Genomic DNA, 24,739 nt, shown 5'->3' with positions numbered 1-24,739 from the left:
CATGCCAAACAGCGAAACCATATTTACCATTGTCACTTTTATATATGGCCTGGCATTTATTCTCTATGTTGCCGCCTGGATATTTAAAAAATCCCTGCCGGGAAAAACGGCCACAGGGGTGCTGATCGCCGCGGCCGCAGGCAATGCCGCAGGCTTTGTGCTCAGATGGGCGGAATCCCACCAGATGGGCTACGGCTATGTACCCTTGTCCAACCTATATGAGTCCCTGGTGTTTTTTGCCCTTTGCATTGCCGTGATCTATCTGGTGGTGGAATATCGTTACAAGGTCCGCACCGTGGGCGCATTTGCCTCCATTGTCCCGTTTCTGGCCATGGCCTATGCCTCGCTGCCCTCGGTGGACAGCCAGATCCAGCCCCTGATTCCAGCCCTGCAGAGCAACTGGCTCATTGCCCATGTCATCACCTGCTTTCTGGGATATGCCGCATTTGCCATTGCCTGCGGTATTAGCATCATGTATTTGATCAAATCGGCTTCTGCCAGCCCGGATACCGGAACCGTGGGACGATTTCCGGACGTGGAGACAATGGATGAGCTGACTCACCAGATGATCGCCTTTGGTTTTTTGTTTCTGTCCGTGGGCATTATCACCGGCGCCATCTGGGCGGATCAGGCCTGGGGCCGTTACTGGGGCTGGGATCCCAAGGAAACATGGTCGCTGATTACCTGGCTGATCTATGCCACTTTGCTGCATGCCCGGTTCATGCGGGGATGGGAGGGAAGGCGCATCGCTTATCTTTCGTGTATAGGGTTTGTGGCTGTTTTGTTTACCTACTTCGGGGTCAATCTGCTGCCCGGGCTGCACAGCTACCAATAAGCCAGGTATTGCCTGCACGCAGAACGCATTTGCTATTTTCATTGACAATTTTGCTCAAACCCGATATTGGATTTGTCTTGATCAAATCTGTTCCGGATCTTTACATATATCCATTATAAGAAAGAGTGGTATTGTCCATTTTCCGATGAACCCCAAACAGTTTTGACGGAGTCCCCATGAGCACACAATCGGACAACCAAACGGCCGCCGCCGGCAACCGCTCCTCCGGCTGGGTGGTATTTGTTTTCTTCATGATCGGATTGGTCGCAAGCATCATCTCGGGATGGGTCGCCTTTCCAAAACTGCTGTATTCCACCAAGCAACAGCCCATCGATTTCAGCCACCAGGTCCATATGGAGCAGTTAGGCTCCTGCGAGTCCTGCCATTTTTTCCGGGATGACGGAAGCTTCTCCGGCGCTCCAAGCCTTGCTGAATGCAAAGACTGCCACAGCTATCCCATGACGGATGATCCGGACGAGCAGAAACTTGTCGAAGAATATGTCAATGAGGACAAGGAAGTACCCTGGCTGATTTATGCCGAGCAGCCGCCCTGTGTGTTTTTCTCCCATGCCGCCCATGTCAGAGGCGCGGATATGGAGTGCGCCACCTGCCACGGGGATATCGGCGAATCTGATTCACTGCGCGAATACCAGGAAAACCGGCTTACCGGATACAGCCGAGACATCTGGGGCAAAAGCATGCTGCGCCTGGGCGAGGCCGAACACGGCCGCCGCCAGAAAATGAACGACTGCGCTGAATGTCACCTGAAAGAAACCGGCAGCAAAGGCGACTGCTTCCAGTGTCATAAATAGATTTTGCGGGAAACACCAATCTCACAGACGCGATGTGGATATACAGACAAGGGGTAGATTCATGAAAATCGATCGCAGATGTTTTTTGTCGCTCGTCATCGGCGGAGCCGTGGGGACAACATTGACCCCGGTGCCATGGAAACTAACCGACGACATCGCCATCTGGTCCCAGAACTGGCCCTGGGCGCCGGTGCCAGAAGACGGCCCGAGCAAATTCGTGAAATCGGTCTGCACCCAGTGTCCGGGCGGATGCGGTATAACAGTCCGCACCATCGGCGACCGGGCCATTAAAATCGAAGGCCAGCCCGATCACCCGGTCAACAGCGGCAGCCTCTGTCCAAGGGCCATTTCAGCAACCCAGCACCTCTACGGCCCATCCAGAATTCAGGGCCCCATGAAACGGTCCGGTGAACGCGGTCAGGGCAAATGGGAAAAAATCTCCTGGGACGAAGCCATCAAGACGGTCACTGAAAAACTGGCCGAGCTGCGGACCCGGGGCAAACCCCATACCGTGGCATGCATTTCGGATACGGACCGCAACTCCCTTGCATACCTGCTGGACCGATTTTTACGGGCGTACGGATCACCCAATTTCATCCGCACCCCGTCGTCTCAAGACGCCCAGGAACTGGCGCTGTATCTGTGCTGCGGCCGACAGGGCACCATCGGTTACGATTTCAAGGAATCCGACTTTATCCTCAGCTTCGGATCCGCCCTAATGGACGGCTGTGATGCAGCCGGACAGATGATGTCGGCTTTCGGAAAGATGGATGAAAAAACACGGCTGGTGCAGATCGAAGCCAGATTATCGGATACCGCGGCCAAAGCCTCCCAGTGGGTACCCGCCAAACCCGGATCCGAAACCGCCCTGGCCCTTGGAATCGGCCATGTGATGGTCCGTGACAGACTATATAACAAAGCATTTATTGACAACCACGGGTTTGCATTTGAAGACCGGGAGGATGAGGACGGAAAAACCCTGCCCGGATACCGCACCCTGGTTAAGGACTATTCTCCCAACAAGATTACAAAAACAACGGGATTGCCGGAAAAAACCATTGAATCTCTGGCCCGCTCCTTTGCCCGCGCACGCCGGCCCCTGGCTGTCAGCGGGTTTGGCGGCCCTGCCGCAGCCAGCCTGGATCAGGCCCTTGCAGTTTTTGCATTAAATGCCTTGGCCGGTAACTTCCAGAAACCCGGCGGCGTGTTTGTCATTGACGAGCCTGATTACCTGAGCTGGACGGAAATGAAAATCGACAAGACAGCCTCTGCCGGCAACCAGCAGCCCCGGATCGACGGTGCGGGAACAGAACCGTTTTCCCATACGCGCCACCTGCCAAACCGGCTGCCTGAAGCAATCAATTCGGCAAAAGGTGACTCTCCGGTCCAGGCCCTGATTGTGACAGGCGGCAACCCGCTCTATACCCTGGCCGACACTCAGGCCGCAAAAAAGGCATTTGAAAAAATACCATTTATCGTGAGTTTCTCCACCTTTATGGACGAAACCGCAGAGCAGGCGGACCTTTTGCTGCCCCATCCCCATTTTCTGGAATCCTACCAGGACGTGCCCACACCCGCGGGCATGACTGAAACCGTCATCAGCCTGGCCCGGCCGGTGGTCAAGCCGGCCTATGACACCCGGCACACCGGGGATGTGATCATTCAAGTCGCCAAAAACCTCGGCGGATTCATGGAAAACGCCTTTCCCTGGAAAAATAACGAGGACTTTTTGAAAAAAACCCTCTCGGAGCAGTGGAAGACCCTTGAGAAACAGGGTTACTGGACAGATGCCGCGTCCCGGGACAACTCCCTGGAAAAACTTTTCCAAACATCTTCCCAGCGCTTTGAATTCCTTGCCGGAACCGGGTTGCAAAACCCGGGCAGCAAAAATCAAAAACCGGAAGTTCAAGCCATTTCCCTGCCCGGGGACCCCAAGGATCTGCCGCTTTTGCTGGTGCCGTATTCAACCATGCGCATCTCCGGCGGTGCTGTGGCCAACACGCCGTTTATGACCAAAACCGTGGACGAAGACGTTATTTATCAGCAGGATGTGTTTGTGGAGATCAACCCTGAAACCGCCTCTGAATACAACCTGTCCCAGGGGGATAAGGCCACGGTTAAAACCCCCGCAGGCAGTGCCCAGGTTCGGGTCAACCTGTTTGAAGGCATCATGCCGGGTCTGGTGGCCATGCCCGCCGGCCTTGGACGCACCGGGTTCAGCGACTACATCGCCGGCAAGGGTGTCAATGTCTACGGCCTGATTGCACCGGCAGCCGACCCCGCCTCGGGACTCAATGCCGCATGGGGGGCCAGAGCCGCGATTGCCAAAGCCTGATATCGCCATCATCCTTGACATATAACCCGATAATGAGGTCTTTTGATGACACAGCAACCCCAACATACCAAGACAAAACGATACGGGATGGTCATTGATCTGGACAAATGCACCGGATGTGGTGCCTGCATGGTGGCCTGTTATGCTGAAAACAACGTACCGTTCAGACAGGATGAATCCGACAAGATGCGGAGTCTCAACTGGATCCGGGTAATGAAGGTGGACAATGGCAAGCCGTTTCCGGACACACAGGTCTGCTACATTCCAATGCCCTGCATGCAGTGTGACGGCCAGCACATGCAGGGCCATTCTCCCTGCGTATCGGTCTGCCCGGCGGTGGCCACAGACTATGACTATCCCACCGGCATTGTCAGCCAGATCTATACCCGGTGCTTCGGCTGCCGCTACTGCATGGCTGCCTGCCCCTATCATGCCCGGAAATTCAATTGGTGGGACCCCAAATGGCCGGCGGACATGGAAAAGTACCTCAATCCGGATGTATCCGCCCGCATGCGGGGTGTGGTGGAGAAATGCTCTTTTTGCTACCACCGGTACCAGAAGGCCCGTGACAAAGCGTATGTGGAGGGCAGAGAGGAGCTGCATGAAGATGAATACCAGACCGCCTGCGCCCTGGCCTGCCCCACCAATGCCATCACTTTTGGGGACCTGCACAATCCGGATCATGCGGTCTACAGTCTGAGCCGGAACAAAAACGCCTTTCGCCTGCTGGAACGGCTCAACACCAATCCAAAAGTTTATTACCTGAGTTCAAAAAGCTGGGTCCGGCGGGTTGCAGACAACTACCTGGAAGGTGAAAACCCCGAGCAGATCCGGGAAAAAGCCCGCAAGGCAGCGGCAACCCATTAATTTTTACAAAACACCAAGGAGTTAACTGATCATGACGACACCAGCGATTCCCGAAGGTGTGAAACGATGCCCCACCAGACAATTTACACTGTGGCTGGCAGTAGTCGGCGCCGTACTTTTGTGGGGCGTCTATGCCATGTTTTTGATATGGTACAAGGGCTTAAACCAAACCGGGATGAATGACGCCTATGGTTTTGCCTTATGGATCTGGGCGGACTTGGCGGTAATCGCCCTGGGCGGCGGCGCCTTTTTTTCTGGTTTTCTGACCTATATCATCGGCAAAAAGGAACTCAAGAGCATTATCAATTATGCCGTGATTATCGGGTTTATCTGCTACAGTTCGGCGCTGCTGATCCTGGCCCTCGACATTGGCCAGCCTTTGCGTGGATGGTTTATTTTCTGGCATGCCAATGTGCATTCCATGCTCACCGAGGTGGCCTTCTGCCTGTCGTGCTATTTTGCCGTACTCACCATTGAGTTTATCCCCCTGGTGCTGGAAAATCCCAAACTTGACCGAATCCCCTTCCTGCATCACTTAAGCCACAACCTGCATGAAGTCATGGCCGTGTTTGCGGCCACAGGCGTTTTCCTGTCGTTTTTCCATCAGGGCTCTCTGGGCGGTGTCGCCGGCGTGCTCTACGCCCGGCCCTTTGCCTATCGCGAGGGCCTGCTGATCTGGCCCTGGACATTTTTCCTGTTTACCTGGTCGGCTGCGGCAGTGGGTCCCTGCTTTACCATGCTGGTCACATGGCTGACCGAAAAAATCACCCAAAAGAAACTGGTCCGGCCGGAGGCATTTCAACTCCTTGCCAAGATCTCGGGATGGATGCTTCTGACCTACATGATTGTCAAGATAGCCGATACCTGGTACTGGGCGGCTGTGACAGCCCCTTCCAAGGGCTTTTCTCTCATGGATTTTTACTCCAACAATCCAATATACGGGATCTGGATTCTCATTGCCGAACTGGTGATCTGCGGCATTGTGCCGGCCGTGATTTTAATCACCCGCAAGTGGCGGGAAAACAAATCCCTGCTGGTGACCGCCGCCATCCTGGCGGTGCTGGGCGTCTGCATCAACCGCTGGGTCATGGTGCTCCAGGTCATGGCTGCACCGCTTCTGCCCTTCCAGGACTGGTACATGTACATACCCACATGGCAGGAAGTGGCCACAACCATCCTGCCCGTGGCATACGGGGCCATCCTGATCTCCCTGGCGTACCGGTATCTGCCGGTGTTTCCACACGAAAAAGAACTCAACCCGGGCCAGTAGCCGCACCGATAACAAAAGGAGCCAAATATTATGTTTCCGTTTGCATTTGAATGGGTATGGGATATTTCACATCTGGTCTTCATGGGCGGCCTGTGGTATGCCCTGAGCATCATCGGCGCCGGCATGACTTACTGCATTATTAAATCACTGATTGATACCGCGGCAGACGAGGCAGGAGAAGGCGGCCACGGGCATCATTAAAAGTATTTCAACGCCCTGACCAGCTTTTTCCGGGGCGGAATTTTCACAAAAAAGCGCCGCACTCGCCCTGTTTGCCGGAATAAAGCGGGTGTGCGGCGCTTTTTTTATATCCTTTCAAAAGGAGCTTTTGCGTTGGATGAAATCGTAATCCAGGGAGGCCGCAGCCTAAATGGGGATGTGGAAATCAGCGGGGCCAAAAACGCAGCCCTTCCCATGCTTGCCGCCTCCCTTCTGACCGTGGGGCAGTTTTGCTTTACCAATGTTCCGGATTTAAAAGACATTGAAAGCATCCGCCAGCTGCTTTGCACCATTGGTGCGGAAATCACCGAAACCCCGGAAGGGCTGATTGTGGATACCACCGGCCTCAATGATGTGGAGGCTCCCTACGAACTGGTGCGCAAGATGCGCGCCTCTGTCCTGGTCCTCGGCCCCCTGCTGGCAAGGCTTGGCCGGGCACGGGTGTCTCTGCCCGGGGGATGCGCCATTGGCGCCCGGCCCATTAACATGCACCTGGAAGGTTTTTCGAGGCTCGGGGCCCGCATCACCCTGGAACACGGCTATGTCCAGGCTGAAGCGAAATCTTTGACCGGCAGTGAAATCTTTTTTGACGTGCCCACGGTGACCGGCACTGAAAATCTCATGATGGCGGCTGTGCTGGCAAAGGGAACCACGGTTTTGCGAAACGCCGCAAAGGAACCCGAGGTCTCGGCCCTGGCAGACATGTTAAATGCCATGGGCGCCCGGGTATCGGGCGCAGGCACGTCCACCATAACTATTGACGGGGTGGACAGGCTTTATCCGGCCACTGTCCGCGTGATTCCCGATCGAATCGAGACGGGCACCTACATGGTGGCAGCCGCCCTGACAGGCGGCTGCATCCGGATTTTAGACGCAGATGCCCGACATCTGAAAGCCGTGATGGCCAAGCTCAAAAAAACCGGAACAGAGGTGGACACCAGCGACGGGGCCATCAGGGTCACAGGGCGCCGCCCGGTTACCAGCGTGGATATCAAAACCCTTCCCTATCCCGGCTTCCCAACGGACATGCAGGCCCAGTTCATGGTGCTGATGTGCATTGCCAACGGCCTGAGCATGATATCGGAAACCATTTTTGAAAACCGCTTCATCCACGTTCTGGAACTCCAGCGCATGGGCGCCGATATCCAGGTATCCGGCAACCATGCAATGGTCCGCGGAGCTGCCCGCCTGTCCGGGGCCCAGGTGATGGCCTCTGATTTGCGCGCAAGCGCCTGCTTGGTTCTTGCTGGACTGGTGGCCGAAGGCACCACCCGCATCAGCCGGGTTTATCATCTGGACCGGGGCTATGCCGCCCTTGAGGACAAATTCCGAAGCCTCGGGGCAGACATTGAACGGGTCCAACAAAACCCCAAAACCGCCGGTGGCTCCTGCACGGAGCCGGCATCCGGCCGGACAGGACCGGAAAATTAGCATCCCATGGCAGGACGGGATTTACAAGCCGATCATTTCTACCGCCTGCCCCTGACCCCCCTGCTGTTTGCCTTCATGGCCGGCCTGATCGTCGGCCGTCTGACTGCCTTGCCCTTTTTGTTCACCGGAGCCTGGGTTACCGCTGCAACAGCCGGATTTTACCTGACGCGGCGGCTGACTTGTCAAAAACCAGCGCGCCTTTGCCCCCTTTTACTATTTTTCGCCCTTGGCGTGGTTTCCATTGCCTCCTGGCAGATTCCTTTCTTTCCCCCACCTGAAACAAAGCCCCTTTTTGATTCAGGCTACATGGAAATTTGCGGCACAATTACCGGTCCGCCACGGATCGAGTCCTTCCGCACCCGGTGCGTACTGGATCAATTGGAAATCTCTGGTGAAAAAAACGAGCTTTACCAACCTGCCGGCCGCATTCAGGCGGCTTTCTACGGTAAAACCCCGGAGTTATTTCCGGGTGATCGTGTCCGGTTCCGGGCCATAATCCGCATGTTTAAAAATTTCAACAATCCAGGTGGATTTGACTACAGGCAGTACATGGCTGACAAAAACATCTGGGCTGGGGTATATACAAGCGGAAAACGGGTGAAGAAAGCGCCGCCTTCCACACAAAAACCCGGTTTTCAAAATCAAATACACGGGTTGAGAATCCGGCTGAATGAAACAATTGCAAGCATTGGCGCCGATGATGCCGGGGCCGTGCTCGCCGCCCTTGTGCTGGGCAAACGCCACAGGATTTCTCCTGAATTGCAGGAAGCCTTTAACCGGGCTGGAGTCAGTCACCTGCTGGCCATATCCGGTCTCCACATGGGAATCATTTCTGTCTGTGCATTCATGGGGTTTACATGGATAATCAGCCGTTTCCGGATTTTTCTTTACACCGGCCGGGCCTTCAAGATTGCCGCAATGCTGACACTGGTGCCTGTGATCTGCTATGCAATGCTTTCAGGATTTTCACCATCCACCCAGCGGGCCGTTGTCATGATCGCGATCTTTCTTACGGCCATCGCCCGGGCTGCGCCTTACCATCGCATCAACACCCTTGCGATAGCGGCTTTTATCATCTGCATTATTCACCCGCCCAGCCTTTTTTCCGTCTCCTTTCAGCTTTCCTTTGCCGCCGTATCCGCCATTTTTTACGGAATCCACTTGTTTTTCAAACCCAGTGCAGGCCTTGAAAAAACAGTCCCCCGGCTTATTGGCCGAATCAAAAATTTTATGTTGATTTCGGTTTTCGCCATTGCCGGCACACTGCCCCTTGTAATGCATCATTTTCAACAGGCCTCGGTTTTGGGAGTAATTGCCAATCTGGTCCTGGTGCCCTGGATTGGATTCATGGTGGTGCCCCTGGGCCTGGCCGGCGCATTGATTTTCCTGGTTTCCGGCACCTTGGCTTGGTGGATGCTGACTTGCGCCCACTGGCTGCTGGGTCCGGCTATATCATTGATAAAAATGATTGCAAATTCTCCGGTAGGCGCCTTTGAGACCTTTTCCCCGACAGTGCCGGAAGTTATCTGCGCATACGGACTGCTCGCCGGATTGGGGCTGATATGGCGGGGGGAAACCCCGGGAATCCGGAAATTGGCGGCCATTGGACTTGTCCCGATTTTTCTGGTATCTGCTGCAGATGCCGGATACTGGATTCACAAACGACTCTGGCATTCGGATCTGCGGGTCACGGTGCTGGACGTGGGCCAGGGCCATGCCTCCCTAGTGGAATTTCCAGGGGGTTATACCATGCTCATTGACGGGGGCGGGTTTTCAGATAATTCCGTGTTTGACGTGGGCGCCCGGATTCTGGCGCCGTACCTGCGGCAGCGCAAAATCGGGACCATTGATACGGTGGTATTGTCCCACCCGGATTCAGACCACTTAAACGGACTGCTCTACATTTTAAACCATTTCCAGATCCATGAAGTCCTCAGCACCCACATCAGTGCGGATACCAGCGGATACAAAAAATTTCAAGAAATCATAGACAAAAAACAAATTTTCCATCCACCCCTGGATCGTGTCAATGCCGGCAGGAAAATCCACGGGGCACGATTTGAGATCCTTTTCCCGCATCCTGATGCCGAAATTGCCTGTGCACCTTGCAGCGGCGCCAACAACTGCGCCCTGGTGGTACGCGTAAGATACCATGGGAAAGCCATACTGTTTCCCGGCGACATTGAGGCCTGCGCAGAAGGCTTGGTGCTCGAACAAGCCGGAGAAAAGGCAGAGGCCGATATATTGATCGCCCCTCATCACGGCAGCAAAACATCCTCAACATCAGGGTTCCTCGATGCCGTGGGGCCGGAAACTGTTATTATTCCAGTAAGGGAGGGGCGGTATCAAATGCCGTCGCAATCAGTACTGAATCGGTATGAAAACCGAAATATAAAAATTTTGCGCACAGACAGGCACGGGGCTGCCAGGATCCGGATTCATGAAGGGACACTGGAAATCCGAACAAAACAAAAACCCCGGTTTAACCAAATGTTAAACCGGGGCCACAATTATTGAATCCGGATTCAACTGCCTGACGACATCATGGGGAGTCCGGGGAAGTCCGGCGCAATGTTTACCGGGAAGCCGCCTCAGGCTTTTCGCCGGTAAGTTCCACCATCGATACCGGTGCGGCATCTCCGGGCCGGCAGCCGAGTTTCACCACCCGGGTGTAACCGCCGTTGATATCACCGAAACGCTCGGGCGCTTCGGCAAAAATTTGGTGTACCACGGCCTTTTCCCGTACGATGGAAAGGGCCTGGCGCCTGGCATGCAAATCTCCCCGCTTGGCAAGGGTGATGATATGGTCCGCCCACCGGCGAAGCTCCTTGGCCTTGGCATCCGTGGTTTTAATCCGGTCGTGCTTGAGCAGGGAGGTGACCATGTTGCGAAACATGGCCTGGCGATGGCTGCTGGTGCGATTTAATTTGACTCCGCTTTTTTTGTGTCGCATGGCTATCTTATTCCTCTTTCTGATCCTGGTCATCGTCCGGGGGCACAAATCCTTCCAGTTTCATACCCAGCGACAGCCCCATCTCGGACAACAGTTCCTTAATCTCGTTTAGGGATTTGCGGCCGAAATTTTTGGTTTTCAGCATCTCATTTTCGGTCTTCTGGACCAATTGGTAAATTTTCCGGATATTGGCATTTCTCAGGCAATTGGCGCTTCGAACGGAAAGCTCAAGCTCATCCACGTCCAGATACAGGTTCGGGTTGAACTGCGGCGTGGATTCCTCCTGGGATTCATCCGGAGGCGCAGGTTCCTGATCTTCATCAAAGTTAATGAATGAATGCATTTGTTCTTTTAAGATCTTGGCCGCATAAGCAATGGCATCCATGGGCTTGACCGATCCGTCGGTCCAGATTTCCATTGTCAGCTTGTCATAATCGGTCCGCTGTCCCACCCGGGCGTTGCCCACCAGGTAATTGACCCGGTAAATGGGTGAGAAGATCGCATCAATGGGCAATGTGCCAACAGGTGCCTCCGGGTCCCGATTGGCCTCGGCCAGGGAATAGCTCTTGCCGGCCTGTACCGTCAGGGTCATCTGCAGGTTGCCTTCCGAGGTCAGCGTGGCGATATGTTGCGCCGGATTCAACACTTCAACCCGGCCGTCTCCGCTGACGATATCGGCGGCCGTAACGGTCCGCTCGCCCTGGGCTTCCACTGTCATGGTCCTGAGTTCGGCATCATCGGTTTTCACCCGAACCTTTTTGAGATTTAGCATGATTTCCGAAACATCTTCCAAAACCCCGGGAACAGCGCTGTATTCGTGCATCACCCCTTCGATCTTGACCGAAGTGATGGCAGCGCCGTAAAGCGACGAAAGTATGATCCGCCTCAGGGAGTTGCCAATGGTGATGCCAAATCCCCTCTCCAGCGGCTCCCAGACAAACTTGCCATAGGTGGCTGTCTGCTGGTCGATCTCAACCCTGCCGGGCCGGATCATGTCCCGCCAGTTCATATATGTCAATTCGTTCAAGGGCATTTTCACTCTCCCACCTGTTTGATATCCATCCGCCTTGGTTCCGGGTAGTCAGGAGTCGCACCAAATCAGATTTCAGTTGTCCTGCATCAGACCGGCAACGGCTCTTGAAGCTCGGTATGCCGGAATTTCCAAAGTTTACTTGGAGTAAAACTCAATAATCTGATTTTCCTGGATCGGCATGGTGATATCGTCGCGAACCGGCAAGGTTTTAACGCTGCCTTTCAACGCCTCCTTATCCAGCTCCAGCCACTGGGGCATGCCCCGGCGCACCATGGACTCGATGGCCTCGTTGATAGCTGCCACACTGCGGCTCTTTTCCCGGATTTCAACCACGTCTCCGGGTTTGACCTGGTAAGAAGGAATATTGACCTTCCGGCCGTTGATGAGGAAATGATTGTGCTTGACCAACTGACGGCCCTGGACCCGGGAACTGGCAAATCCCAAACGATAAACGACGTTGTCCAACCGACATTCAAGCATCACCAGCAGATTGGTTCCGGTAACCCCTTTTTTCTGCTCGGAGCGCTCAAAAAACAGCCGGAACTGTTTTTCCGACAAGCCGTAAGCCCGCTTGACCTTTTGTTTTTCCCGAAGCTGAAGTCCATAGTCGGAGATTTTTCCCCCGCGCCGCTGGCCATGCTGTCCCGGTGGATAACTGCGCCGGTCAAAGGCGCATTTATCCGAATAACACCGATCGCCCTTGAAATAAAGTTTCAAGTTCTCCCGGCGGCATATCCGACATACAGATCCACGATATCGTGACAATGCTTCCTCCCTTGGATGAGATATATAATTCGATCGAAAGAACCGTTTGCCCTACGCCAACTGAGAAAGGGAAACAAACGGTTTTGTCGGTTCAGTTCCGAATGAAGGCAGAAACAGCTCTTTGCTGTTTCTGCAATACGTTTCAGCGATTGGGCGGCGGTCAAACCCTGCGACGCTTGGGCGGCTTACAGCCATTGTGCGGCACCGGTGTGACGTCCTTTATCAGGGCCACATTCAGACCAGTGGCCTGCAATGCCTTAAGGGCTGATTCCCGGCCGGGCCCGGGGCCTTTTACGTAGACCTCGACGTTTTTCATGCCGTGTTCCATGGCCTTTTTGGCCGCATCCTCAGAAGCCTGCTGGGCGGCAAACGGTGTGCTTTTCCGCGACCCCTTAAAGCCGTTGATCCCGGCACTCGACCAGGAAATCACATTGCCGCCCGGATCCGTGATCGTCACAAGGGTATTGTTAAATGTGGAATGGATATGCACGACACCGCTTGCAATATTTTTTTTGGCCTTTTTTTTCGTGCGTACTGCTTTTCGTTTCGCCATCGGTTCTCGCCTTTACATAAATTTCAATTACTTTTTCTTGACTCCGCCCTTTTTCTTCACTGCAGCCCGGCGCGGGCCCTTTCGGGTTCGCGCATTGGTCGAGGTCCGCTGGCCGTGCGCCGGTAGTCCCCTGCGATGCCGCAGTCCCCGGTAGCAGCCAAGATCCATGAGACGCTTGACGTTCATAGAGATTTCAGTGCGCAGCTCCCCTTCAACCTTGTAATCATTGTCAATGATCCGGCGGATCTGGTTGATGTCCGAATCAGTCAGGCTGTCTGTCTTGATGCTCTCGTCAATGCCGAGTCTGGACAGAATCTCCCTGGAAGTGGAGTAGCCGATGCCGTAAATGTAGGTCAGGCCGATGAGTATCTGTTTGTTTTTCGGTAAATCGACTCCTGCAATACGTGCCAATGTGCTCGCCTCCTTATTATCCCTGCCGCTGTTTGTGCCGCTTGTTGATACAAATCACCCGGACCGTACCCCTGCGCTTGATAATCTTGCAATTACGGCATATCTTTTTTACAGATGCTCTGACTTTCATAATTGCTCCTCGTGTGCATTGCCTGTCAATCCATGTAAACATGTTCGCAGCCGCCGGCGCGTCTGCTACTTGGTGCGGTATGTAATCCGTCCCCGGCTCAGGTCATAAGGGGAAAGCTCCACAGTCACATTGTCCCCGGGCAAAATCTTGATAAAATGCATCCGCATCTTACCGGACAGATGCGCAAGAATCATGTGCTTGTTTTCCAGTTCCACCTTAAACATTGCATTGGGAAGGGTTTCGATAACCTTGCCCTGAACCTTGATGGCTTCTTCTTTTGCCATGCAAATCCCCCGCTTCTGCTGTTACCGGCCCTTGCGCTTTGCGCCCGCCGGAGACATAAATCCTTCGTAATTCCTGGTAATCAGGTGCGACTCGATCTGCCTGACCGTATCAATGGAAACCCCAACCACAATCAGCAGCGCAGTGCCGCCAAAATAAAAGGGGACGTTAAACTTTGTCATCAAAATCGAGGGCAGCACGCAGACAGCTGACACATACAGGGCACCTCCGAGGGTGATGCGGGTCAAAACCCGGTCAATATAATCGGCCGTCCGCTTTCCGGGTCGTATGCCGGGAATATAGCCGCCGTACTTTTTCATATTCTCTGCCACGTCTGCAGGATTAAAGACAATGGCGGTGTAAAAGTAACAGAAAAAGAAGATAAAGGCCACAAACATCAATTCATAAATTAAAGAACCGGGCATCAGGGCGTTGGAAACAGTCTCCATCCAGGGGACCCCGGAAAAAAAACTGGCCAGGGTGGAGGGAAACATAATCAACGATGATGCAAAAATCGGCGGAATCACTCCGGATGTATTAATTTTTAGCGGCAGATGCGTACTCTGCCCGCCGTACATCCGACGGCCGACCACCCGCTTGGCGTATTGCACCGGTATGCGCCGCTGACCCATTTCCATGAAGATGATAAAGGCCACAACCCCCACCATGAGGAGCGAAAGGATGATAACTCCAAAAACCCCCATTTCACCGGTGGTCATCATGCGAAACGTGTTGCCGATGGCAGCCGGAAGGCGGGCAACAATTCCGGCAAAAATAATCAGGGATATACCGTTTCCGATGCCGCGCTCACTGATCTGCTCGCCGAGCCACATGATAAACGCGGTTCCGGCGGTCAGGGTGATCATGGTCATGAGACGAAAAGACCAGCCCGGCTCAATGACAATAGGCGCATTTCCGGGCGAGGTCATATTCTCCAGCCCGATGCTGATACCAAATCCCTGGATCAAACTCAGCGCCACCGTGCCATAGCGTGTGTACTGGGTGATTTTTTTCTTTCCCTGCTCGCCTTCTTTTTTCAACTGTTCCAGATGCGGAATCACAACAGTGAGCAGCTGAATGATAATCGAAGCGCTGATGTAGGGCATAATCCCGAGGGCAAAAACCGAAAGACGCTCAAGGGCCCCGCCGGAAAACATGTCAAAAATACCAAAGATAGTATTCTGGTGCTGGGCAAAAAAAGCTGCCAGGGAATCTCCGTCAACACCCGGTGTTGGAATATGCACACCGACTCTGTAAACCCCCAGCAGGGCCAGGGTGAACAGAATTCGGCGCTTGAGCTCCGGTATCTTAAATATATTCTGTACGCCCGGACCCGTCACAGCCATGTTTATGCCACCTCAACTTTGCCGCCGGCAGCCTCGATCTTTTCTCTGGCGCTTTTGCTCACAGCCGCCACGCGTACATTGACTGCAGCGCTGATCTCCCCCTGCCCCAGCAGTTTGACGGGCTTGTTTTTTCCATTGATCACGCCGGCTGAAATCAGTGCTTCGCGGTCAATGGTAGCCCCTTCGGAAAAGCGTCCCAGATCCCGGACATTGACCACGGAATAATCTTTTCTAAACGGATTTAAAAACCCACGCTTGGGCAGGCGCCGCTGAAGCGGCATCTGGCCGCCTTCAAAGCCCGGGCGCACACCGCCGCCGGAACGGCTGTTATGGCCCTTGGTGCCTCTGCCCCCGGTTTTTCCCGTGCCAGAGGCCACACCCCGGCCGAGTCGTTTCCGGTTTTTCGTGCTGCTTTTTTCCGGTATGAGTTCATGCAATCTCATGATTATTGTCCCTCCACGCGAACCAGGTGCGAAACCTTGCCGACCATGCCACGAATCGCAGGAGTATCAACCAGTTCCACTGTTTTGTGCATCCGGGTCAGCCCCATGCCCTGCAAAATTTTGCGATGCTTGGCAGGGCGGCCATAATAGCTTCGAACAAGGGTGATTTTGAGTAAGTCGGCCATTTGCCAAATTTCCTTATATCGAAAGTTCTTCTGCCTGTATCCCGCGCTTGCTGGCCACCTGATCCCTGCTCTGAAGCTGAGCAAGACCGTCCATGGTAGCCCGGACTGCATTGTGCGGATTGTTTGAACCGATGCATTTGGTCAGGATGTTGCGAATCCCAACGGCTTCCAAAACCGCCCGGACAGCACCGCCGGCAATCACGCCGGTACCCTTGCCCGCGGGCTTTAAAAAAACCGATCCCGCACCGAATCTGCCATTGACCGAATAAGCAATCGTTCCATCCTCCAGAGGCACGGCTATCATGCTTTTCTTAGCTTTTTCAACGCCTTTGCGGATGGCCTCGGGCACTTCATGGGCCTTTCCAAGGCCGAAGCCCACATTTCCCTGTCCGTCGCCAACGACGACCATGGCGCTGAAGCTAAACCGCCGGCCGCCCTTGACAACTTTGGCCACGCGGCTGATATGAACGACCTTGTCAATAAACAAGTTCTCGTCTGTTTCCTTCTTGAGCAAGGGATCGCCTCCTTATTCTCTTTATTAAAAATCCAACCCGTTTTTTCGCGCCGCCTCGGACACAGCCCGAACCCGGCCATGGTACATATAGCCATTGCGGTCAAAAACCACCGATGTAATGCCTTTGCCTGAAGCCCGCTGGGCGACGAGCTTGCCGATTTCATCGGCAGCTGCCACCTTGTTTTCATATTTGCCCTGATCCCGGACCTGCTTTTCCATTGTGGAAGCTGCAGCCAGTGTCTCACCGCGGGTATCATCAATGATTTGCGCATATATATGCCGGGCGCTGCGGAAAACCGTAAGTCTCGGGCGCTGGGGCGTACCCTGCACCTTCTGCCGGATTCGTTTTTTCCGCTTGATGCGCATAGCCTCTCGTTTTTGTGTCAAACCCATAATCGCCAATCCCTGTTGTACATGAAGATAATGAAAGGATTATTTCGCTGTTTTGCCGGCTTTGCGCTGAATCTGTTCTTCGGCATACTTCACACCCTTGCCCTTGTAAGGCTCGGGCGGACGCATCTGCCGAATGGAAGATGCCGCAAAACCAAGCAATTCCTTGTCGATGCCGGAAAGCCGGATGGCTGATTTGTCCACCGCAGCGTCAATGCCTTCGGGAAGCAGGAAATTAATGGGATGCGAATACCCCAGATGCAATTCCAGATTGCTCCCCTTGATTTCGGCCCGGTATCCAATGCCGTTGATTTCCAGGACCCGCACAAACCCGCTGCTCACCCCGGTGATCATGTTGGCCACCTGAGCCCGGGTGGTGCCCCACAACGACTTGGTTTTCTTATCATTGCGCGCCACGCTCACCACAACCTGCTCATCGCCGAGTTCCAGGGTCACATCCGGATGAATTTGCCGGGTAAGCGTTCCCTTGGGCCCCTCCACAGTAAGCATGCCGCTGTTAAAGCTCAGTTTTGTTTTTTCCGGTACGGGTATCGGTTTCTTGCCTACGCGAGACATTTTTGACTCCTTGACTACCAGATATTGCAGAGAACTTCCCCGCCGATATTTTCCTTTTTGGCCTGTCTGTCAGTCATGATCCCCCTTGAGGTCGACAGAACAGATACGCCCAGGCCGTTTAACACCGGCCGGATCTCATCTTTTGCGACATAGACCCGGCGGCTGGGCTTGCTGACCCGTTCCAGGCCATAAATCACATGCCGGTCATTGGCGTCATATTTTAGAAAAACCCGCAGAAAACCCTGCTTATTGTCCTTGATGAACTTATAATTCTTAATGTAGCCTTCCCGTTTCATCACGTCCGCCATGGCGACCTTGATGTTGGCACCGGGAATATCCACACTTTTGTGTTTTGCCTTGCCGGCGTTTCGAATGCGGGTCAACATATCCGCAAGTGGATCACTCAACATGGCCTACTCCGTTTTTTATCAAAATAAAATAATGGAAATTCACAATCCGTCCTTTTCCCCTGATCCTACTTCCATGCCACAGCCTTTGATTCCAGGCGCCTACCAGCTTGATTTTTTCACGCCCGGCAGCAGACCTTCGGAGGCCATATTTCGAAAACAGATGCGGCAGATGCCGAATTTGCGCATGTAGGCCCTGGACCGTCCGCAAATCGGGCAACGATTGTACGCCCTGACCTTGAATTTGGGTTGTTTCATCGCCTTTTCGCGAAGCGCTTTTTTCGCCAAACTTTCTTCCTCCTTATCCGTGGATCCGGATCCGTGAAAACTCCACCTGCCCGGGTGCGGTTTTCCCCATTAATTGCGAAACGGCATCCCAAGGAGCCGAAGCAGCTCCTTTCCTTCCGGATTGGTTTGGGCCGTGGTGACAATGGTAATATTCATCCCCTTGATGGATTCCACCTTGTCATACTCTATTTCCGGAAAGATAATCTGCTCTTTGATGCCCAGGGTATAATTGCCGAAACCGTCAAACGCTTTGCCCGATACCCCGCGGAAATCCCGGACCCGCGGCAGGGCGATATTGACCAGTTTTTCATAGAAATCATACATCCGCTGCTGGCGCAAGGTGACCATACAGCCAATGGGCATGCCCTCGCGCACCTTAAAGGCGGCCACCGACTTCTTGGCACGGGTCACCACGGGCGCCTGGCCGGTGATCACCTTGAGCTCGGCCTGAGCGGAATCCAGAACTTTTATGTTCTGAATGGCCTCTCCAAGCCCCATGTTAATTACGATCTTATCGAGCTTGGGGACCTGGTGAATATTTTTGTACTCAAAGGTTTTCCGCAACCCGGAAATGACCTCGTTTTGATATACTTCTTTCAGTGACATGAAATACCCTCCGGTTATGACCTGCTAGGCATCGAGATGTTCTTTACATTTACTGCAGATCCGCACCTTTTTGCCGTCTTCCAGGCGTTTGCTCCCGATTCGGGTGGGCTTGGCACATTTGGCACAGATCAGCATCACATTAGATGCGTCAATGGGGGCCTCACCCTCGATAATGCCGCCCTGGCGGCTCTGGGGCCCGGGTTTCTGGTGGCGCTTGACCATGTTGACATTTTCCACCATCACACGATTGTGTTTGCGGTCCACGCTGAGCACGTTGCGAATCTTTCCCCGATCCTTGCCGGCAAGGACCTTGACCTTGTCATTTTTCTTGATGCGACACTTAATTTTTTCCATGAACCGTTTCCCTCCCGGCCTGACTCTATCCATTGGATCGATAAATAAGGCTGTGTTACAGAACTTCCGGTGCCAGTGAAATGATTTTCATGAACCGGTGTGCCCGAAGCTCGCGGGCCACCGGCCCAAAAATACGGGTTCCAACGGGTTCCCGGTGCTGATTGATCAGCACTGCGGAATTATCGTCAAACCGGATATAGGAGCCGTCAGGCCGACGGGTTTCCTTTTTGGTGCGAACCACCACGGCCTTTAACACATCGCCTTTTTTGACCTTTGAATTGGGTATGGCCTCTTTGACCGACACCACAATGATATCTCCGATGCGGGCGTACCGTCTTCGGCTGCCGCCGAGGACCTTGATGCAATACACCTCTTTTGCGCCGGAATTATCTGCAACAGACAATCTTGTTTCCGCCTGGATCATTTTCTTTATCCCCTGTGATCAAACCGCTTTTTCGATGATCTGGCTGATGCGCCAGCGCTTGCGCTTGCTTAGCGGTCTGGATTCCGTAATCATCACCCGATCCCCGATACCGCAGGTATTGTTTTCATCATGGGCTGCATAACGAGCCCTGCGCCGGACAAATTTCTTATACACCGAATGGCGTACGAGCCGTTCCACCTGTACCGTCACGGTTTTGTCCATCTTGTTGCTCAAAACCGTTCCCACCAGTTGTTGTTTCATCCCTCGTGTCTTATTCATTGGCCAATCATCACCGCTATCTGTTAGTGAACGCCTGCTGACGCTTTATGGTCTTGATCCGCGCTATGTCGCGGCGGACCTGATTGATGCGCCTGGGATTTTCGAGCTGTCCGGTCTTGTGCTGGAACCGCAGATTAAAATAGGTCTGCACCAGGTCCTCGAGCCGGGTGTCGAGTTCGTCGGGGCTAAGCCCCCGAATTTCCTTGGCTTCCATCAGATCTGGCTCCTTTCGACGACTTTGGTTTTAATCGGCAGTTTGTACGCAGCCAGCCGAAGCGCCTCATATGCCAGTTCACGGGGAACCCCCTCCATTTCGTAAAGGATGCGCCCCGGCTTGATCACCGCAACCCATGCCTCGGGTGCGCCCTTGCCTTTACCCATCCGGACTTCAGCCGGCTTTTTGGTAATGGGCTTGTCCGGAAAAATCCGGATCCACATTTTACCACCGCGCTTGACCTTGCGGGTCATGGCAATACGTGCGGCTTCAATCTGACGGGAGGTGATCATTCCGCATTCAACAGCCTGCAGACCGTAATCGCCGAAGTTGAGGCTGGAACCGCGCTCAGCCTTGCCCTTCATCCGGCCTTTCTGGCGTTTTCTATATTTTACCTTTTTGGGACTCAGCATGGTATAGACTCCTGTAAATTACTGCCGCTCGGCCGGTATCTGATCATCGGCCAGAATCTCACCCTTGAATATGTAGACCTTGACACCAATGGTGCCATAGGTGGTTTCAGCAACAGCCAGCCCGTAATCAATATCGGCACGCAGCGTGTGCAAGGGGATCCGCCCTTCCTTGTACCACTCAATGCGCGCCATTTCCGCACCCCCGAGCCGGCCGGAGCAAATGATCTTAATCCCCTTGGCGCCAAAGCGCATGGCCGAGGAAACGCATCTTTTCATTGCCCTGCGAAAAGCCACCCGGCGTACAAGCTGATTAGCCACATTTTCAGCCACCAATTGGGCATCAAGCTCAGGCTTGCGCACCTCCTGGATGTCCACCATGACTTCTGCGGAAACCAGTTTTTCAAGCTCCTTTTTCAGAGCCTCGATCTCCGAGCCTTTTTTGCCGATAACAATACCGGGACGCGCTGCATAAATGCGGAGCTTGATCCGTTTGGAGGACCGTTCGATTTCGATCTTGGAAATACCGGCGTGGTACAGCTTTTTCTTTAAAAACTGCCGAATCTTGTGATCCTCGAAAATATAGCCGGCGTATTCCTTGTCCGCATACCACCGCGAACTCCAGGTGCGGTTGATTCCCAGCCGCATGCCTATGGGATTGACTTTCTGACCCAAACCACCTACCTCCTTTTATGCGCTGCCTTGGCCGACGATGACCGTTATATGACTAGTACGCTTTAATATCCGTGTCGCACGACCCCGCGCACGGGGACGAAACCGCTTTAGCATGGGCCCTTCATCCACAATGATGTTCTTGATGACCAGTTGGTCCACATCTATGCCCGCATTCTGATCGGCGTTGGCCACTGCAGAGCGCACGATCTTTTCCACCATCCCCGCGGCTTTCTGCGGCATGAACTTAAGCGTGTTAAGCCCGGACTCCACCGGCTGGCCCTTGACGGTCCCGATGACCTTCCGCACCTTTTGCGGTGATATGCGCATGTATTTGCCTGACGCCTTCACATCCATATCCGCATCCTCGATTCGTTTAACGATTGACTACTTCTTCATTTTGGATTTTTTGTCCCCGGCATGCCCGTAAAAGGTCCGGGTCGGCGAAAATTCGCCCAGTTTGTGTCCGACCATATTTTCGGTCACGAAAACGGGGATGAATTTTTTTCCGTTATGCACCGCCAGGGTCAGTCCCACCATTTCGGGAATAATGGTCGATCGCCTGGACCAGGTCTTAATGACTTTTGCGCTTCGGGCCTCCTGGGAAATAACCACCTTGCCGTGAAGCTTGGGTTCTACATAGGGACCTTTTTTTAACGAACGCGGCATAATTGCTCCTGCTTGTTACAACAGTGTTCTGGGTATGAATAACGCGCGATAACAATTCGCATCTTACCTGCGCCTCTTGACAATGAGCCGGTCGCCCTGCTTGGTGCGCTTCCGGGTTCGAAAGCCCTTTGCCGGCATCCCCCAGGGAGAACAGGGATGACGTCCGCCCGAGGAGCGGCCCTCCCCGCCGCCCATGGGATGGTCCACCGGATTCATGACAACACCCCGGGTCCGGGGCCGGCGACCGAGATAACGCTTGCGCCCGGCCTTGCCCAAGGAGACATTGGAATGATCCGAATTGCCGATCTGGCCGATGGTGGCGCGATTGGCCACCAGTACCATCCGCACTTCCCCGGACGGAAGTTTAACGGTTGCATACCGACCTTCCTTGGCCATGAGCTGGGCAAATCCGCCTGCGCTTTTCACCAGCTGACCTCCCCTGCCGGTCCGCAGCTCGATGTTGTGAACATGAGTGCCCAGAGGGATATGGCTCAGGGGAAGGCAATTGCCCGGCCGGATTTCCGCCTGCGGTCCGGACATGACGGTCTGGCCCACGACAAGTTTTGCGGGCGCCAGGATATATCGTTTCTCACCGTCTGCGTAGTGCAGCAAGGCAATGCGGGCAGACCGGTTGGGATCATATTCGATGGCTGCCACCTTTGCCGGCACTCCATCCTTGTCCCGCTTGAAATCAATGATCCGGTAAAACCGTTTTGTGCCGCCGCCCCGATGCCGGGCCGTGATCCGGCCGTTGGCATTTCTGCCGCCGGTTTTCTTAATGGGCTTTAACAGCTGCCTTTCCGGCTCTTTCTTTGTAATCTCCGAAAAGGTTGAATATGTCTGAAACCGGCGTCCGTGTGACGTGGGTTTTACTTTTTTAGTCGCCATTGGTCTTCACCTTCGCTTATGCACCTTCAAAAAATTTGATCCGGCTGCCGGGCATCAGTGTCACGATTGCTTTTTTCCAGTCCTTGCGTTTACCCAGAATCCGGCCCCGCCGCTTGAACTTCCCCTTGACCCGCATGGTCCGAACCGAGCGAACCTCGACGTTGAAGATCGACTCAACAGCCTTCCGGATCTGGACCCGGTTGGAGGCAGGCGCCACCTCAAAGGCCACCTGGTTGAGTTCTTCCCGAGCGATATTGGTTTTTTCCGTATCCACCGGACCTAATATGATATGATAGTCTTTCATGCAGCCAATCTCCCTTCAATCCCCTTGATCGACGGTGCCAGCAAAACCAGGGTCTTGTGGTTCAAAATATCGTAAACATTGAGCCCTTCAACCCGCAACACCTTGACGCCCGGAATGTTTCTGGAGGACAGCTCCAGGGTTGCATCCTTTTGATCAATCACGATCAGCGGTTTTTCCAGTTCAAGGCGCTGAAGCGTCGAAGCAACGGCCTTTGTCTTTACCTGATCGAGTACAAATCCGTCAAGCACAATTATTTCATTGTCCTTCAGCTTTGCCGACAAGGCCATTTTCAAAGCCAGGCGGCGGACTTTCTTGGGGACCTTGTATGAATAATCCCTCGGCTCGGGACCGAAAATCACGCCCCCGCCCCTGAGCAGCGGACTTTTCACGTCACCCCGGCGTGCACGCCCGGTGCCTTTCTGACGAAACATCTTTTGGGTGCTGCCCCTTACCTCGGAGCGGCGCTTGACTTTGGCCGTTCCCCGGCGACGGTTGGCCAGTTGCATCCGAACCACCTCGTGCAGTACGCTCTGCTTGACCTCGACATTGAAGATCTCCTCAGAAAGGTCGATCTCCGATACGGTCTCACCCTGTATATTTTTGACTTCCACGACAGCCATGGTCTCCCTCTTTGCATTGCATCCGGCTTATGATGACGGCATTTCCTGATCGTTGAACCCAAACGCCGTCCTGGCAGCCTTCGGAATTTACGACTTTTTCGCCTTGCAGATCTCCACGATCGCGTTTTTCGGACCGGGCACCGCACCCTTGACAAGGATCAGGTTCTGGTCCGGGCGGACATCGACCACTTCGAGGTTTCTTGTGGTCTGCCGCACATTTCCGTACTGACCGGGCATTTTCTTTCCCTTAGCCACCTTGGAAGGCCAGGCGCTGTTTCCGATAGAGCCGGGAATCCGATAACAGCGACCACCATGGGTCTTTCGGCCAAGGGCAAAGCCGTGCCGCCTGGTCACGCCGGAAAAGCCGTGACCCTTGGTTTTTCCGGCAATATTGATCTTGTCGCCAACGGAAAACATCTCCATGGTCACCTGCTGGCCCGGCTCAAACTGTTCCGGTTCTTTGACGGAAAATTCCCGCAAGCGATAGAAACCCGTGCCGCCGCTTTTATCAAAATGCCCCTTCAACGGTTTGGTCAACCGCTGTTGCTTCTTTTCCTTAAACCCCAGCTGCAGGGCGTCATAACCGTCATTGGCCCTGGTCTTGATCTGGGTTACGGTGCACGGGCCCGCCTGAATGACCGTCACCGGCAGATATTGACCATTGCTGGCAAATATGCCCGTCATTCCCAGTTTTTTCCCGAGTATTCCTTCACTCATTTGCGCCACCTGGTCCTTATCCTACAATTTAATATCCACATCCACGCCCGGAGACAAATCCAGCTTCATCAGGGCGTCTACCGTCTGCTGGGTGGGATCCTGGATGTCCAATAACCGCTTGTGGGTCCGGACCTCGAACTGCTCCCGGGATTTCTTGTTCACATGGGGAGAGCGAAGCACCGTGTATTTGTTGATGCGTGTGGGCAGGGGAATGGGTCCCACCACCCGGGCACCTGTCTTGCGGGCGGTATCGACAATATCCCGGACCGACTGATCCAGCAATCTGTGATCGTAAGCCCGTAACCGGATTCGTATTTTGGTGTTTGGTATCATGACAGTCCCGTATCTATTCTATGATTTCACTGACAACACCGGCCCCCACGGTTCGGCCGCCTTCACGCACCGCAAAGCGCAGCCCCTCCTCCATGGCGATCGGGGTGATGAGTTCGGCTGAAATCGTTACGTTATCGCCGGGCATCACCATCTCAACGCCATCTGGAAGCGTGCACACGCCGGTAACATCCGTGGTCCGGAAAT

Annotated in this window: 36 protein-coding genes and 2 pseudogenes; 8 read left to right on the top strand and 30 right to left on the bottom strand. The window is 54.0% G+C overall.

Translation table 11 applies throughout. The annotated features are described in order from the left end of the window. Position 1 precedes the first annotated feature (1 nt). The 8 genes and pseudogenes from ccsB (at position 2) to R6U41_RS01270 (ending at position 10,286) form a co-directional block, all read left to right on the top strand. Positions 2–835 carry a c-type cytochrome biogenesis protein CcsB gene (gene ccsB / locus R6U41_RS01305; protein WP_410268024.1) on the top strand — a complete coding sequence of 278 codons (834 nt, stop codon included), beginning with the start codon at positions 2–4 and terminating at the stop codon, positions 833–835. A 176-nt stretch (positions 836–1,011) separates the two neighbouring features. Next, positions 1,012–1,647, top strand: a complete 636-nt coding sequence (gene qrcA / locus R6U41_RS01300) for a menaquinone reductase multiheme cytochrome c subunit QrcA (RefSeq protein WP_410268023.1) — start codon at positions 1,012–1,014, stop codon at positions 1,645–1,647. 61 nt (positions 1,648–1,708) lie between these two features. Further along, on the top strand, positions 1,709–3,982 hold the full coding sequence (locus tag R6U41_RS01295; RefSeq protein ID WP_410268022.1) for a molybdopterin-dependent oxidoreductase: 2,274 nt from the start codon (positions 1,709–1,711) through the stop codon (positions 3,980–3,982). Between the two features lie 45 nt (positions 3,983–4,027). Then, positions 4,028–4,849 (top strand): menaquinone reductase iron-sulfur cluster-binding subunit QrcC, encoded by an 822-nt coding sequence (qrcC, locus tag R6U41_RS01290; protein WP_410268021.1) that lies wholly within the window; start codon positions 4,028–4,030, stop codon positions 4,847–4,849. A gap of 31 nt (positions 4,850–4,880) precedes the next feature. Further along, entirely contained in the window at positions 4,881–6,119 is a 1,239-nt protein-coding gene (gene qrcD, locus R6U41_RS01285; protein WP_410268020.1) for a menaquinone reductase integral membrane subunit QrcD, read from the top strand. 30 nt (positions 6,120–6,149) lie between these two features. Beyond that, positions 6,150–6,320, top strand: coding sequence for a hypothetical protein (locus R6U41_RS01280; RefSeq protein ID WP_410268019.1), 171 nt, complete (start codon positions 6,150–6,152; stop codon positions 6,318–6,320). A 132-nt stretch (positions 6,321–6,452) separates the two neighbouring features. Further along, positions 6,453–7,697: pseudogene (gene murA / locus R6U41_RS01275) on the top strand (UDP-N-acetylglucosamine 1-carboxyvinyltransferase); the annotation flags it as partial. Between the two features lie 78 nt (positions 7,698–7,775). Then, positions 7,776–10,286 (top strand): DNA internalization-related competence protein ComEC/Rec2, encoded by a 2,511-nt coding sequence (locus tag R6U41_RS01270; RefSeq protein ID WP_410268018.1) that lies wholly within the window; start codon positions 7,776–7,778, stop codon positions 10,284–10,286. A gap of 58 nt (positions 10,287–10,344) precedes the next feature. Here the strand turns inward: R6U41_RS01270 and rplQ are convergent, their stop codons facing one another. From rplQ to tuf, 30 genes and pseudogenes are all read right to left on the bottom strand, one after another. After that, positions 10,345–10,722, bottom strand: coding sequence for a 50S ribosomal protein L17 (gene rplQ / locus R6U41_RS01265; protein WP_410268017.1), 378 nt, complete (start codon positions 10,720–10,722; stop codon positions 10,345–10,347). Positions 10,723–10,729: 7 nt separating this feature from the next. Continuing rightward, positions 10,730–11,755 carry a DNA-directed RNA polymerase subunit alpha gene (locus R6U41_RS01260; protein WP_410268016.1) on the bottom strand — a complete coding sequence of 342 codons (1,026 nt, stop codon included), beginning with the start codon at positions 11,753–11,755 and terminating at the stop codon, positions 10,730–10,732. Positions 11,756–11,890: 135 nt separating this feature from the next. After that, the gene (gene rpsD / locus R6U41_RS01255) at positions 11,891–12,520 is read right to left on the bottom strand and encodes a 30S ribosomal protein S4 (protein WP_410268015.1); all 630 of its coding nucleotides are present in this window, start codon (positions 12,518–12,520) and stop codon (positions 11,891–11,893) included. A gap of 160 nt (positions 12,521–12,680) precedes the next feature. Then, a complete protein-coding gene (gene rpsK / locus R6U41_RS01250) occupies positions 12,681–13,073 on the bottom strand; it encodes a 30S ribosomal protein S11 (protein ID WP_181551609.1) in 393 nt (130 codons plus the stop codon). 27 nt (positions 13,074–13,100) lie between these two features. Beyond that, positions 13,101–13,484 (bottom strand): 30S ribosomal protein S13, encoded by a 384-nt coding sequence (gene rpsM, locus R6U41_RS01245; protein WP_410268014.1) that lies wholly within the window; start codon positions 13,482–13,484, stop codon positions 13,101–13,103. Positions 13,485–13,500: 16 nt separating this feature from the next. After that, positions 13,501–13,614, bottom strand: coding sequence for a 50S ribosomal protein L36 (rpmJ, locus tag R6U41_RS01240; RefSeq protein WP_181551607.1), 114 nt, complete (start codon positions 13,612–13,614; stop codon positions 13,501–13,503). A 65-nt stretch (positions 13,615–13,679) separates the two neighbouring features. Next, positions 13,680–13,898 (bottom strand): translation initiation factor IF-1, encoded by a 219-nt coding sequence (gene infA, locus R6U41_RS01235; protein WP_181551606.1) that lies wholly within the window; start codon positions 13,896–13,898, stop codon positions 13,680–13,682. Between the two features lie 21 nt (positions 13,899–13,919). Further along, entirely contained in the window at positions 13,920–15,242 is a 1,323-nt protein-coding gene (gene secY / locus R6U41_RS01230; protein ID WP_410268013.1) for a preprotein translocase subunit SecY, read from the bottom strand. 2 nt (positions 15,243–15,244) lie between these two features. Further along, the gene (gene rplO, locus R6U41_RS01225; RefSeq protein WP_410268012.1) at positions 15,245–15,685 is read right to left on the bottom strand and encodes a 50S ribosomal protein L15; all 441 of its coding nucleotides are present in this window, start codon (positions 15,683–15,685) and stop codon (positions 15,245–15,247) included. Between the two features lie 2 nt (positions 15,686–15,687). Next, the gene (rpmD, locus tag R6U41_RS01220) at positions 15,688–15,870 is read right to left on the bottom strand and encodes a 50S ribosomal protein L30 (RefSeq protein ID WP_220128371.1); all 183 of its coding nucleotides are present in this window, start codon (positions 15,868–15,870) and stop codon (positions 15,688–15,690) included. A gap of 13 nt (positions 15,871–15,883) precedes the next feature. Then, positions 15,884–16,384, bottom strand: coding sequence for a 30S ribosomal protein S5 (gene rpsE, locus R6U41_RS01215; protein ID WP_181551602.1), 501 nt, complete (start codon positions 16,382–16,384; stop codon positions 15,884–15,886). A gap of 24 nt (positions 16,385–16,408) precedes the next feature. After that, the gene (gene rplR, locus R6U41_RS01210; RefSeq protein ID WP_410268011.1) at positions 16,409–16,777 is read right to left on the bottom strand and encodes a 50S ribosomal protein L18; all 369 of its coding nucleotides are present in this window, start codon (positions 16,775–16,777) and stop codon (positions 16,409–16,411) included. Positions 16,778–16,816: 39 nt separating this feature from the next. Continuing rightward, the gene (gene rplF / locus R6U41_RS01205) at positions 16,817–17,350 is read right to left on the bottom strand and encodes a 50S ribosomal protein L6 (protein ID WP_410268010.1); all 534 of its coding nucleotides are present in this window, start codon (positions 17,348–17,350) and stop codon (positions 16,817–16,819) included. Between the two features lie 14 nt (positions 17,351–17,364). Continuing rightward, a complete protein-coding gene (gene rpsH, locus R6U41_RS01200; RefSeq protein ID WP_181551599.1) occupies positions 17,365–17,760 on the bottom strand; it encodes a 30S ribosomal protein S8 in 396 nt (131 codons plus the stop codon). Between the two features lie 99 nt (positions 17,761–17,859). Further along, positions 17,860–18,045, bottom strand: coding sequence for a type Z 30S ribosomal protein S14 (locus tag R6U41_RS01195; protein ID WP_181551598.1), 186 nt, complete (start codon positions 18,043–18,045; stop codon positions 17,860–17,862). Positions 18,046–18,114: 69 nt separating this feature from the next. After that, complete coding sequence (gene rplE / locus R6U41_RS01190; protein ID WP_410268009.1) at positions 18,115–18,651, bottom strand: 50S ribosomal protein L5; 537 nt, start codon at positions 18,649–18,651, stop codon at positions 18,115–18,117. Between the two features lie 24 nt (positions 18,652–18,675). Continuing rightward, positions 18,676–19,005 carry a 50S ribosomal protein L24 gene (rplX, locus tag R6U41_RS01185; protein ID WP_410268008.1) on the bottom strand — a complete coding sequence of 110 codons (330 nt, stop codon included), beginning with the start codon at positions 19,003–19,005 and terminating at the stop codon, positions 18,676–18,678. A gap of 55 nt (positions 19,006–19,060) precedes the next feature. Next, positions 19,061–19,429, bottom strand: coding sequence for a 50S ribosomal protein L14 (rplN, locus tag R6U41_RS01180; RefSeq protein WP_181551595.1), 369 nt, complete (start codon positions 19,427–19,429; stop codon positions 19,061–19,063). A gap of 18 nt (positions 19,430–19,447) precedes the next feature. Further along, positions 19,448–19,708, bottom strand: a complete 261-nt coding sequence (rpsQ, locus tag R6U41_RS01175) for a 30S ribosomal protein S17 (RefSeq protein ID WP_181551594.1) — start codon at positions 19,706–19,708, stop codon at positions 19,448–19,450. A gap of 16 nt (positions 19,709–19,724) precedes the next feature. Beyond that, on the bottom strand, positions 19,725–19,922 hold the full coding sequence (rpmC, locus tag R6U41_RS01170) for a 50S ribosomal protein L29 (protein ID WP_410268007.1): 198 nt from the start codon (positions 19,920–19,922) through the stop codon (positions 19,725–19,727). Next, entirely contained in the window at positions 19,922–20,335 is a 414-nt protein-coding gene (gene rplP / locus R6U41_RS01165) for a 50S ribosomal protein L16 (protein WP_410268006.1), read from the bottom strand. The genes rpmC and rplP overlap by 1 nt, the downstream gene beginning before the upstream one ends. Positions 20,336–20,353: 18 nt before the next feature. Beyond that, the gene (gene rpsC, locus R6U41_RS01160) at positions 20,354–21,007 is read right to left on the bottom strand and encodes a 30S ribosomal protein S3 (RefSeq protein ID WP_410268005.1); all 654 of its coding nucleotides are present in this window, start codon (positions 21,005–21,007) and stop codon (positions 20,354–20,356) included. Positions 21,008–21,022: 15 nt separating this feature from the next. Further along, positions 21,023–21,361 carry a 50S ribosomal protein L22 gene (gene rplV, locus R6U41_RS01155; RefSeq protein ID WP_181551590.1) on the bottom strand — a complete coding sequence of 113 codons (339 nt, stop codon included), beginning with the start codon at positions 21,359–21,361 and terminating at the stop codon, positions 21,023–21,025. A gap of 30 nt (positions 21,362–21,391) precedes the next feature. Continuing rightward, positions 21,392–21,673 carry a 30S ribosomal protein S19 gene (gene rpsS / locus R6U41_RS01150; RefSeq protein WP_181551589.1) on the bottom strand — a complete coding sequence of 94 codons (282 nt, stop codon included), beginning with the start codon at positions 21,671–21,673 and terminating at the stop codon, positions 21,392–21,394. A gap of 63 nt (positions 21,674–21,736) precedes the next feature. Further along, positions 21,737–22,561 carry a 50S ribosomal protein L2 gene (rplB, locus tag R6U41_RS01145; protein WP_410268004.1) on the bottom strand — a complete coding sequence of 275 codons (825 nt, stop codon included), beginning with the start codon at positions 22,559–22,561 and terminating at the stop codon, positions 21,737–21,739. A 16-nt stretch (positions 22,562–22,577) separates the two neighbouring features. Then, the gene (gene rplW / locus R6U41_RS01140) at positions 22,578–22,865 is read right to left on the bottom strand and encodes a 50S ribosomal protein L23 (RefSeq protein ID WP_181551587.1); all 288 of its coding nucleotides are present in this window, start codon (positions 22,863–22,865) and stop codon (positions 22,578–22,580) included. Beyond that, on the bottom strand, positions 22,862–23,485 hold the full coding sequence (gene rplD / locus R6U41_RS01135) for a 50S ribosomal protein L4 (protein ID WP_410268003.1): 624 nt from the start codon (positions 23,483–23,485) through the stop codon (positions 22,862–22,864). Before rplD ends, rplW begins: the two co-directional genes overlap by 4 nt. A gap of 87 nt (positions 23,486–23,572) precedes the next feature. Next, positions 23,573–24,202 (bottom strand): 50S ribosomal protein L3, encoded by a 630-nt coding sequence (gene rplC, locus R6U41_RS01130; RefSeq protein WP_410268002.1) that lies wholly within the window; start codon positions 24,200–24,202, stop codon positions 23,573–23,575. 21 nt (positions 24,203–24,223) lie between these two features. Next, on the bottom strand, positions 24,224–24,535 hold the full coding sequence (gene rpsJ, locus R6U41_RS01125) for a 30S ribosomal protein S10 (protein WP_220128370.1): 312 nt from the start codon (positions 24,533–24,535) through the stop codon (positions 24,224–24,226). A 13-nt stretch (positions 24,536–24,548) separates the two neighbouring features. Beyond that, a pseudogene (gene tuf / locus R6U41_RS01120) lies at positions 24,549–24,739 on the bottom strand (elongation factor Tu); the annotation flags it as partial.

The sequence above is a fragment of the Desulfosalsimonas sp. genome, assembly GCF_046483245.1.
Lineage (GTDB): Bacteria > Desulfobacterota > Desulfobacteria > Desulfobacterales > Desulfosalsimonadaceae > Desulfosalsimonas.
This window is presented reverse-complemented; position numbering and strand designations above follow the sequence as displayed.

Excerpts from the sequence above, each read along its gene's own strand:
- ccsB (WP_410268024.1), top strand. The coding sequence starts at position 2 with ATGCCAAACAGCGAAACCATATTTACCATTGTCACTTTTATATATGGC.
- qrcA (WP_410268023.1), top strand. The coding sequence starts at position 1,012 with ATGAGCACACAATCGGACAACCAAACGGCCGCCGCCGGCAACCGCTCC.
- R6U41_RS01295 (WP_410268022.1), top strand. The coding sequence starts at position 1,709 with ATGAAAATCGATCGCAGATGTTTTTTGTCGCTCGTCATCGGCGGAGCC.
- qrcC (WP_410268021.1), top strand. The coding sequence starts at position 4,028 with ATGACACAGCAACCCCAACATACCAAGACAAAACGATACGGGATGGTC.
- qrcD (WP_410268020.1), top strand. The coding sequence starts at position 4,881 with ATGACGACACCAGCGATTCCCGAAGGTGTGAAACGATGCCCCACCAGA.
- R6U41_RS01280 (WP_410268019.1), top strand. The coding sequence starts at position 6,150 with ATGTTTCCGTTTGCATTTGAATGGGTATGGGATATTTCACATCTGGTC.
- R6U41_RS01270 (WP_410268018.1), top strand. The coding sequence starts at position 7,776 with ATGGCAGGACGGGATTTACAAGCCGATCATTTCTACCGCCTGCCCCTG.
- rplQ (WP_410268017.1), bottom strand. The coding sequence starts at position 10,722 with ATGCGACACAAAAAAAGCGGAGTCAAATTAAATCGCACCAGCAGCCAT.
- R6U41_RS01260 (WP_410268016.1), bottom strand. The coding sequence starts at position 11,755 with ATGCCCTTGAACGAATTGACATATATGAACTGGCGGGACATGATCCGG.
- rpsK (WP_181551609.1), bottom strand. The coding sequence starts at position 13,073 with ATGGCGAAACGAAAAGCAGTACGCACGAAAAAAAAGGCCAAAAAAAAT.
- rpmJ (WP_181551607.1), bottom strand. The coding sequence starts at position 13,614 with ATGAAAGTCAGAGCATCTGTAAAAAAGATATGCCGTAATTGCAAGATT.
- infA (WP_181551606.1), bottom strand. The coding sequence starts at position 13,898 with ATGGCAAAAGAAGAAGCCATCAAGGTTCAGGGCAAGGTTATCGAAACC.
- secY (WP_410268013.1), bottom strand. The coding sequence starts at position 15,242 with ATGGCTGTGACGGGTCCGGGCGTACAGAATATATTTAAGATACCGGAG.
- rplO (WP_410268012.1), bottom strand. The coding sequence starts at position 15,685 with ATGAGATTGCATGAACTCATACCGGAAAAAAGCAGCACGAAAAACCGG.
- rpmD (WP_220128371.1), bottom strand. The coding sequence starts at position 15,870 with ATGGCCGACTTACTCAAAATCACCCTTGTTCGAAGCTATTATGGCCGC.
- rplR (WP_410268011.1), bottom strand. The coding sequence starts at position 16,777 with ATGGGTTTGACACAAAAACGAGAGGCTATGCGCATCAAGCGGAAAAAA.
- rplF (WP_410268010.1), bottom strand. The coding sequence starts at position 17,350 with ATGTCTCGCGTAGGCAAGAAACCGATACCCGTACCGGAAAAAACAAAA.
- rpsH (WP_181551599.1), bottom strand. The coding sequence starts at position 17,760 with ATGTTGAGTGATCCACTTGCGGATATGTTGACCCGCATTCGAAACGCC.
- rplE (WP_410268009.1), bottom strand. The coding sequence starts at position 18,651 with ATGTCACTGAAAGAAGTATATCAAAACGAGGTCATTTCCGGGTTGCGG.
- rplX (WP_410268008.1), bottom strand. The coding sequence starts at position 19,005 with ATGGAAAAAATTAAGTGTCGCATCAAGAAAAATGACAAGGTCAAGGTC.
- rplN (WP_181551595.1), bottom strand. The coding sequence starts at position 19,429 with ATGATCCAGGCGGAAACAAGATTGTCTGTTGCAGATAATTCCGGCGCA.
- rpsQ (WP_181551594.1), bottom strand. The coding sequence starts at position 19,708 with ATGAATAAGACACGAGGGATGAAACAACAACTGGTGGGAACGGTTTTG.
- rpmC (WP_410268007.1), bottom strand. The coding sequence starts at position 19,922 with ATGGAAGCCAAGGAAATTCGGGGGCTTAGCCCCGACGAACTCGACACC.
- rplP (WP_410268006.1), bottom strand. The coding sequence starts at position 20,335 with ATGCTGAGTCCCAAAAAGGTAAAATATAGAAAACGCCAGAAAGGCCGG.
- rplV (WP_181551590.1), bottom strand. The coding sequence starts at position 21,361 with ATGGATGTGAAGGCGTCAGGCAAATACATGCGCATATCACCGCAAAAG.
- rpsS (WP_181551589.1), bottom strand. The coding sequence starts at position 21,673 with ATGCCGCGTTCGTTAAAAAAAGGTCCCTATGTAGAACCCAAGCTTCAC.
- rplB (WP_410268004.1), bottom strand. The coding sequence starts at position 22,561 with ATGGCGACTAAAAAAGTAAAACCCACGTCACACGGACGCCGGTTTCAG.
- rplW (WP_181551587.1), bottom strand. The coding sequence starts at position 22,865 with ATGAAAGACTATCATATCATATTAGGTCCGGTGGATACGGAAAAAACC.
- rplD (WP_410268003.1), bottom strand. The coding sequence starts at position 23,485 with ATGGCTGTCGTGGAAGTCAAAAATATACAGGGTGAGACCGTATCGGAG.
- rplC (WP_410268002.1), bottom strand. The coding sequence starts at position 24,202 with ATGAGTGAAGGAATACTCGGGAAAAAACTGGGAATGACGGGCATATTT.
- rpsJ (WP_220128370.1), bottom strand. The coding sequence starts at position 24,535 with ATGATACCAAACACCAAAATACGAATCCGGTTACGGGCTTACGATCAC.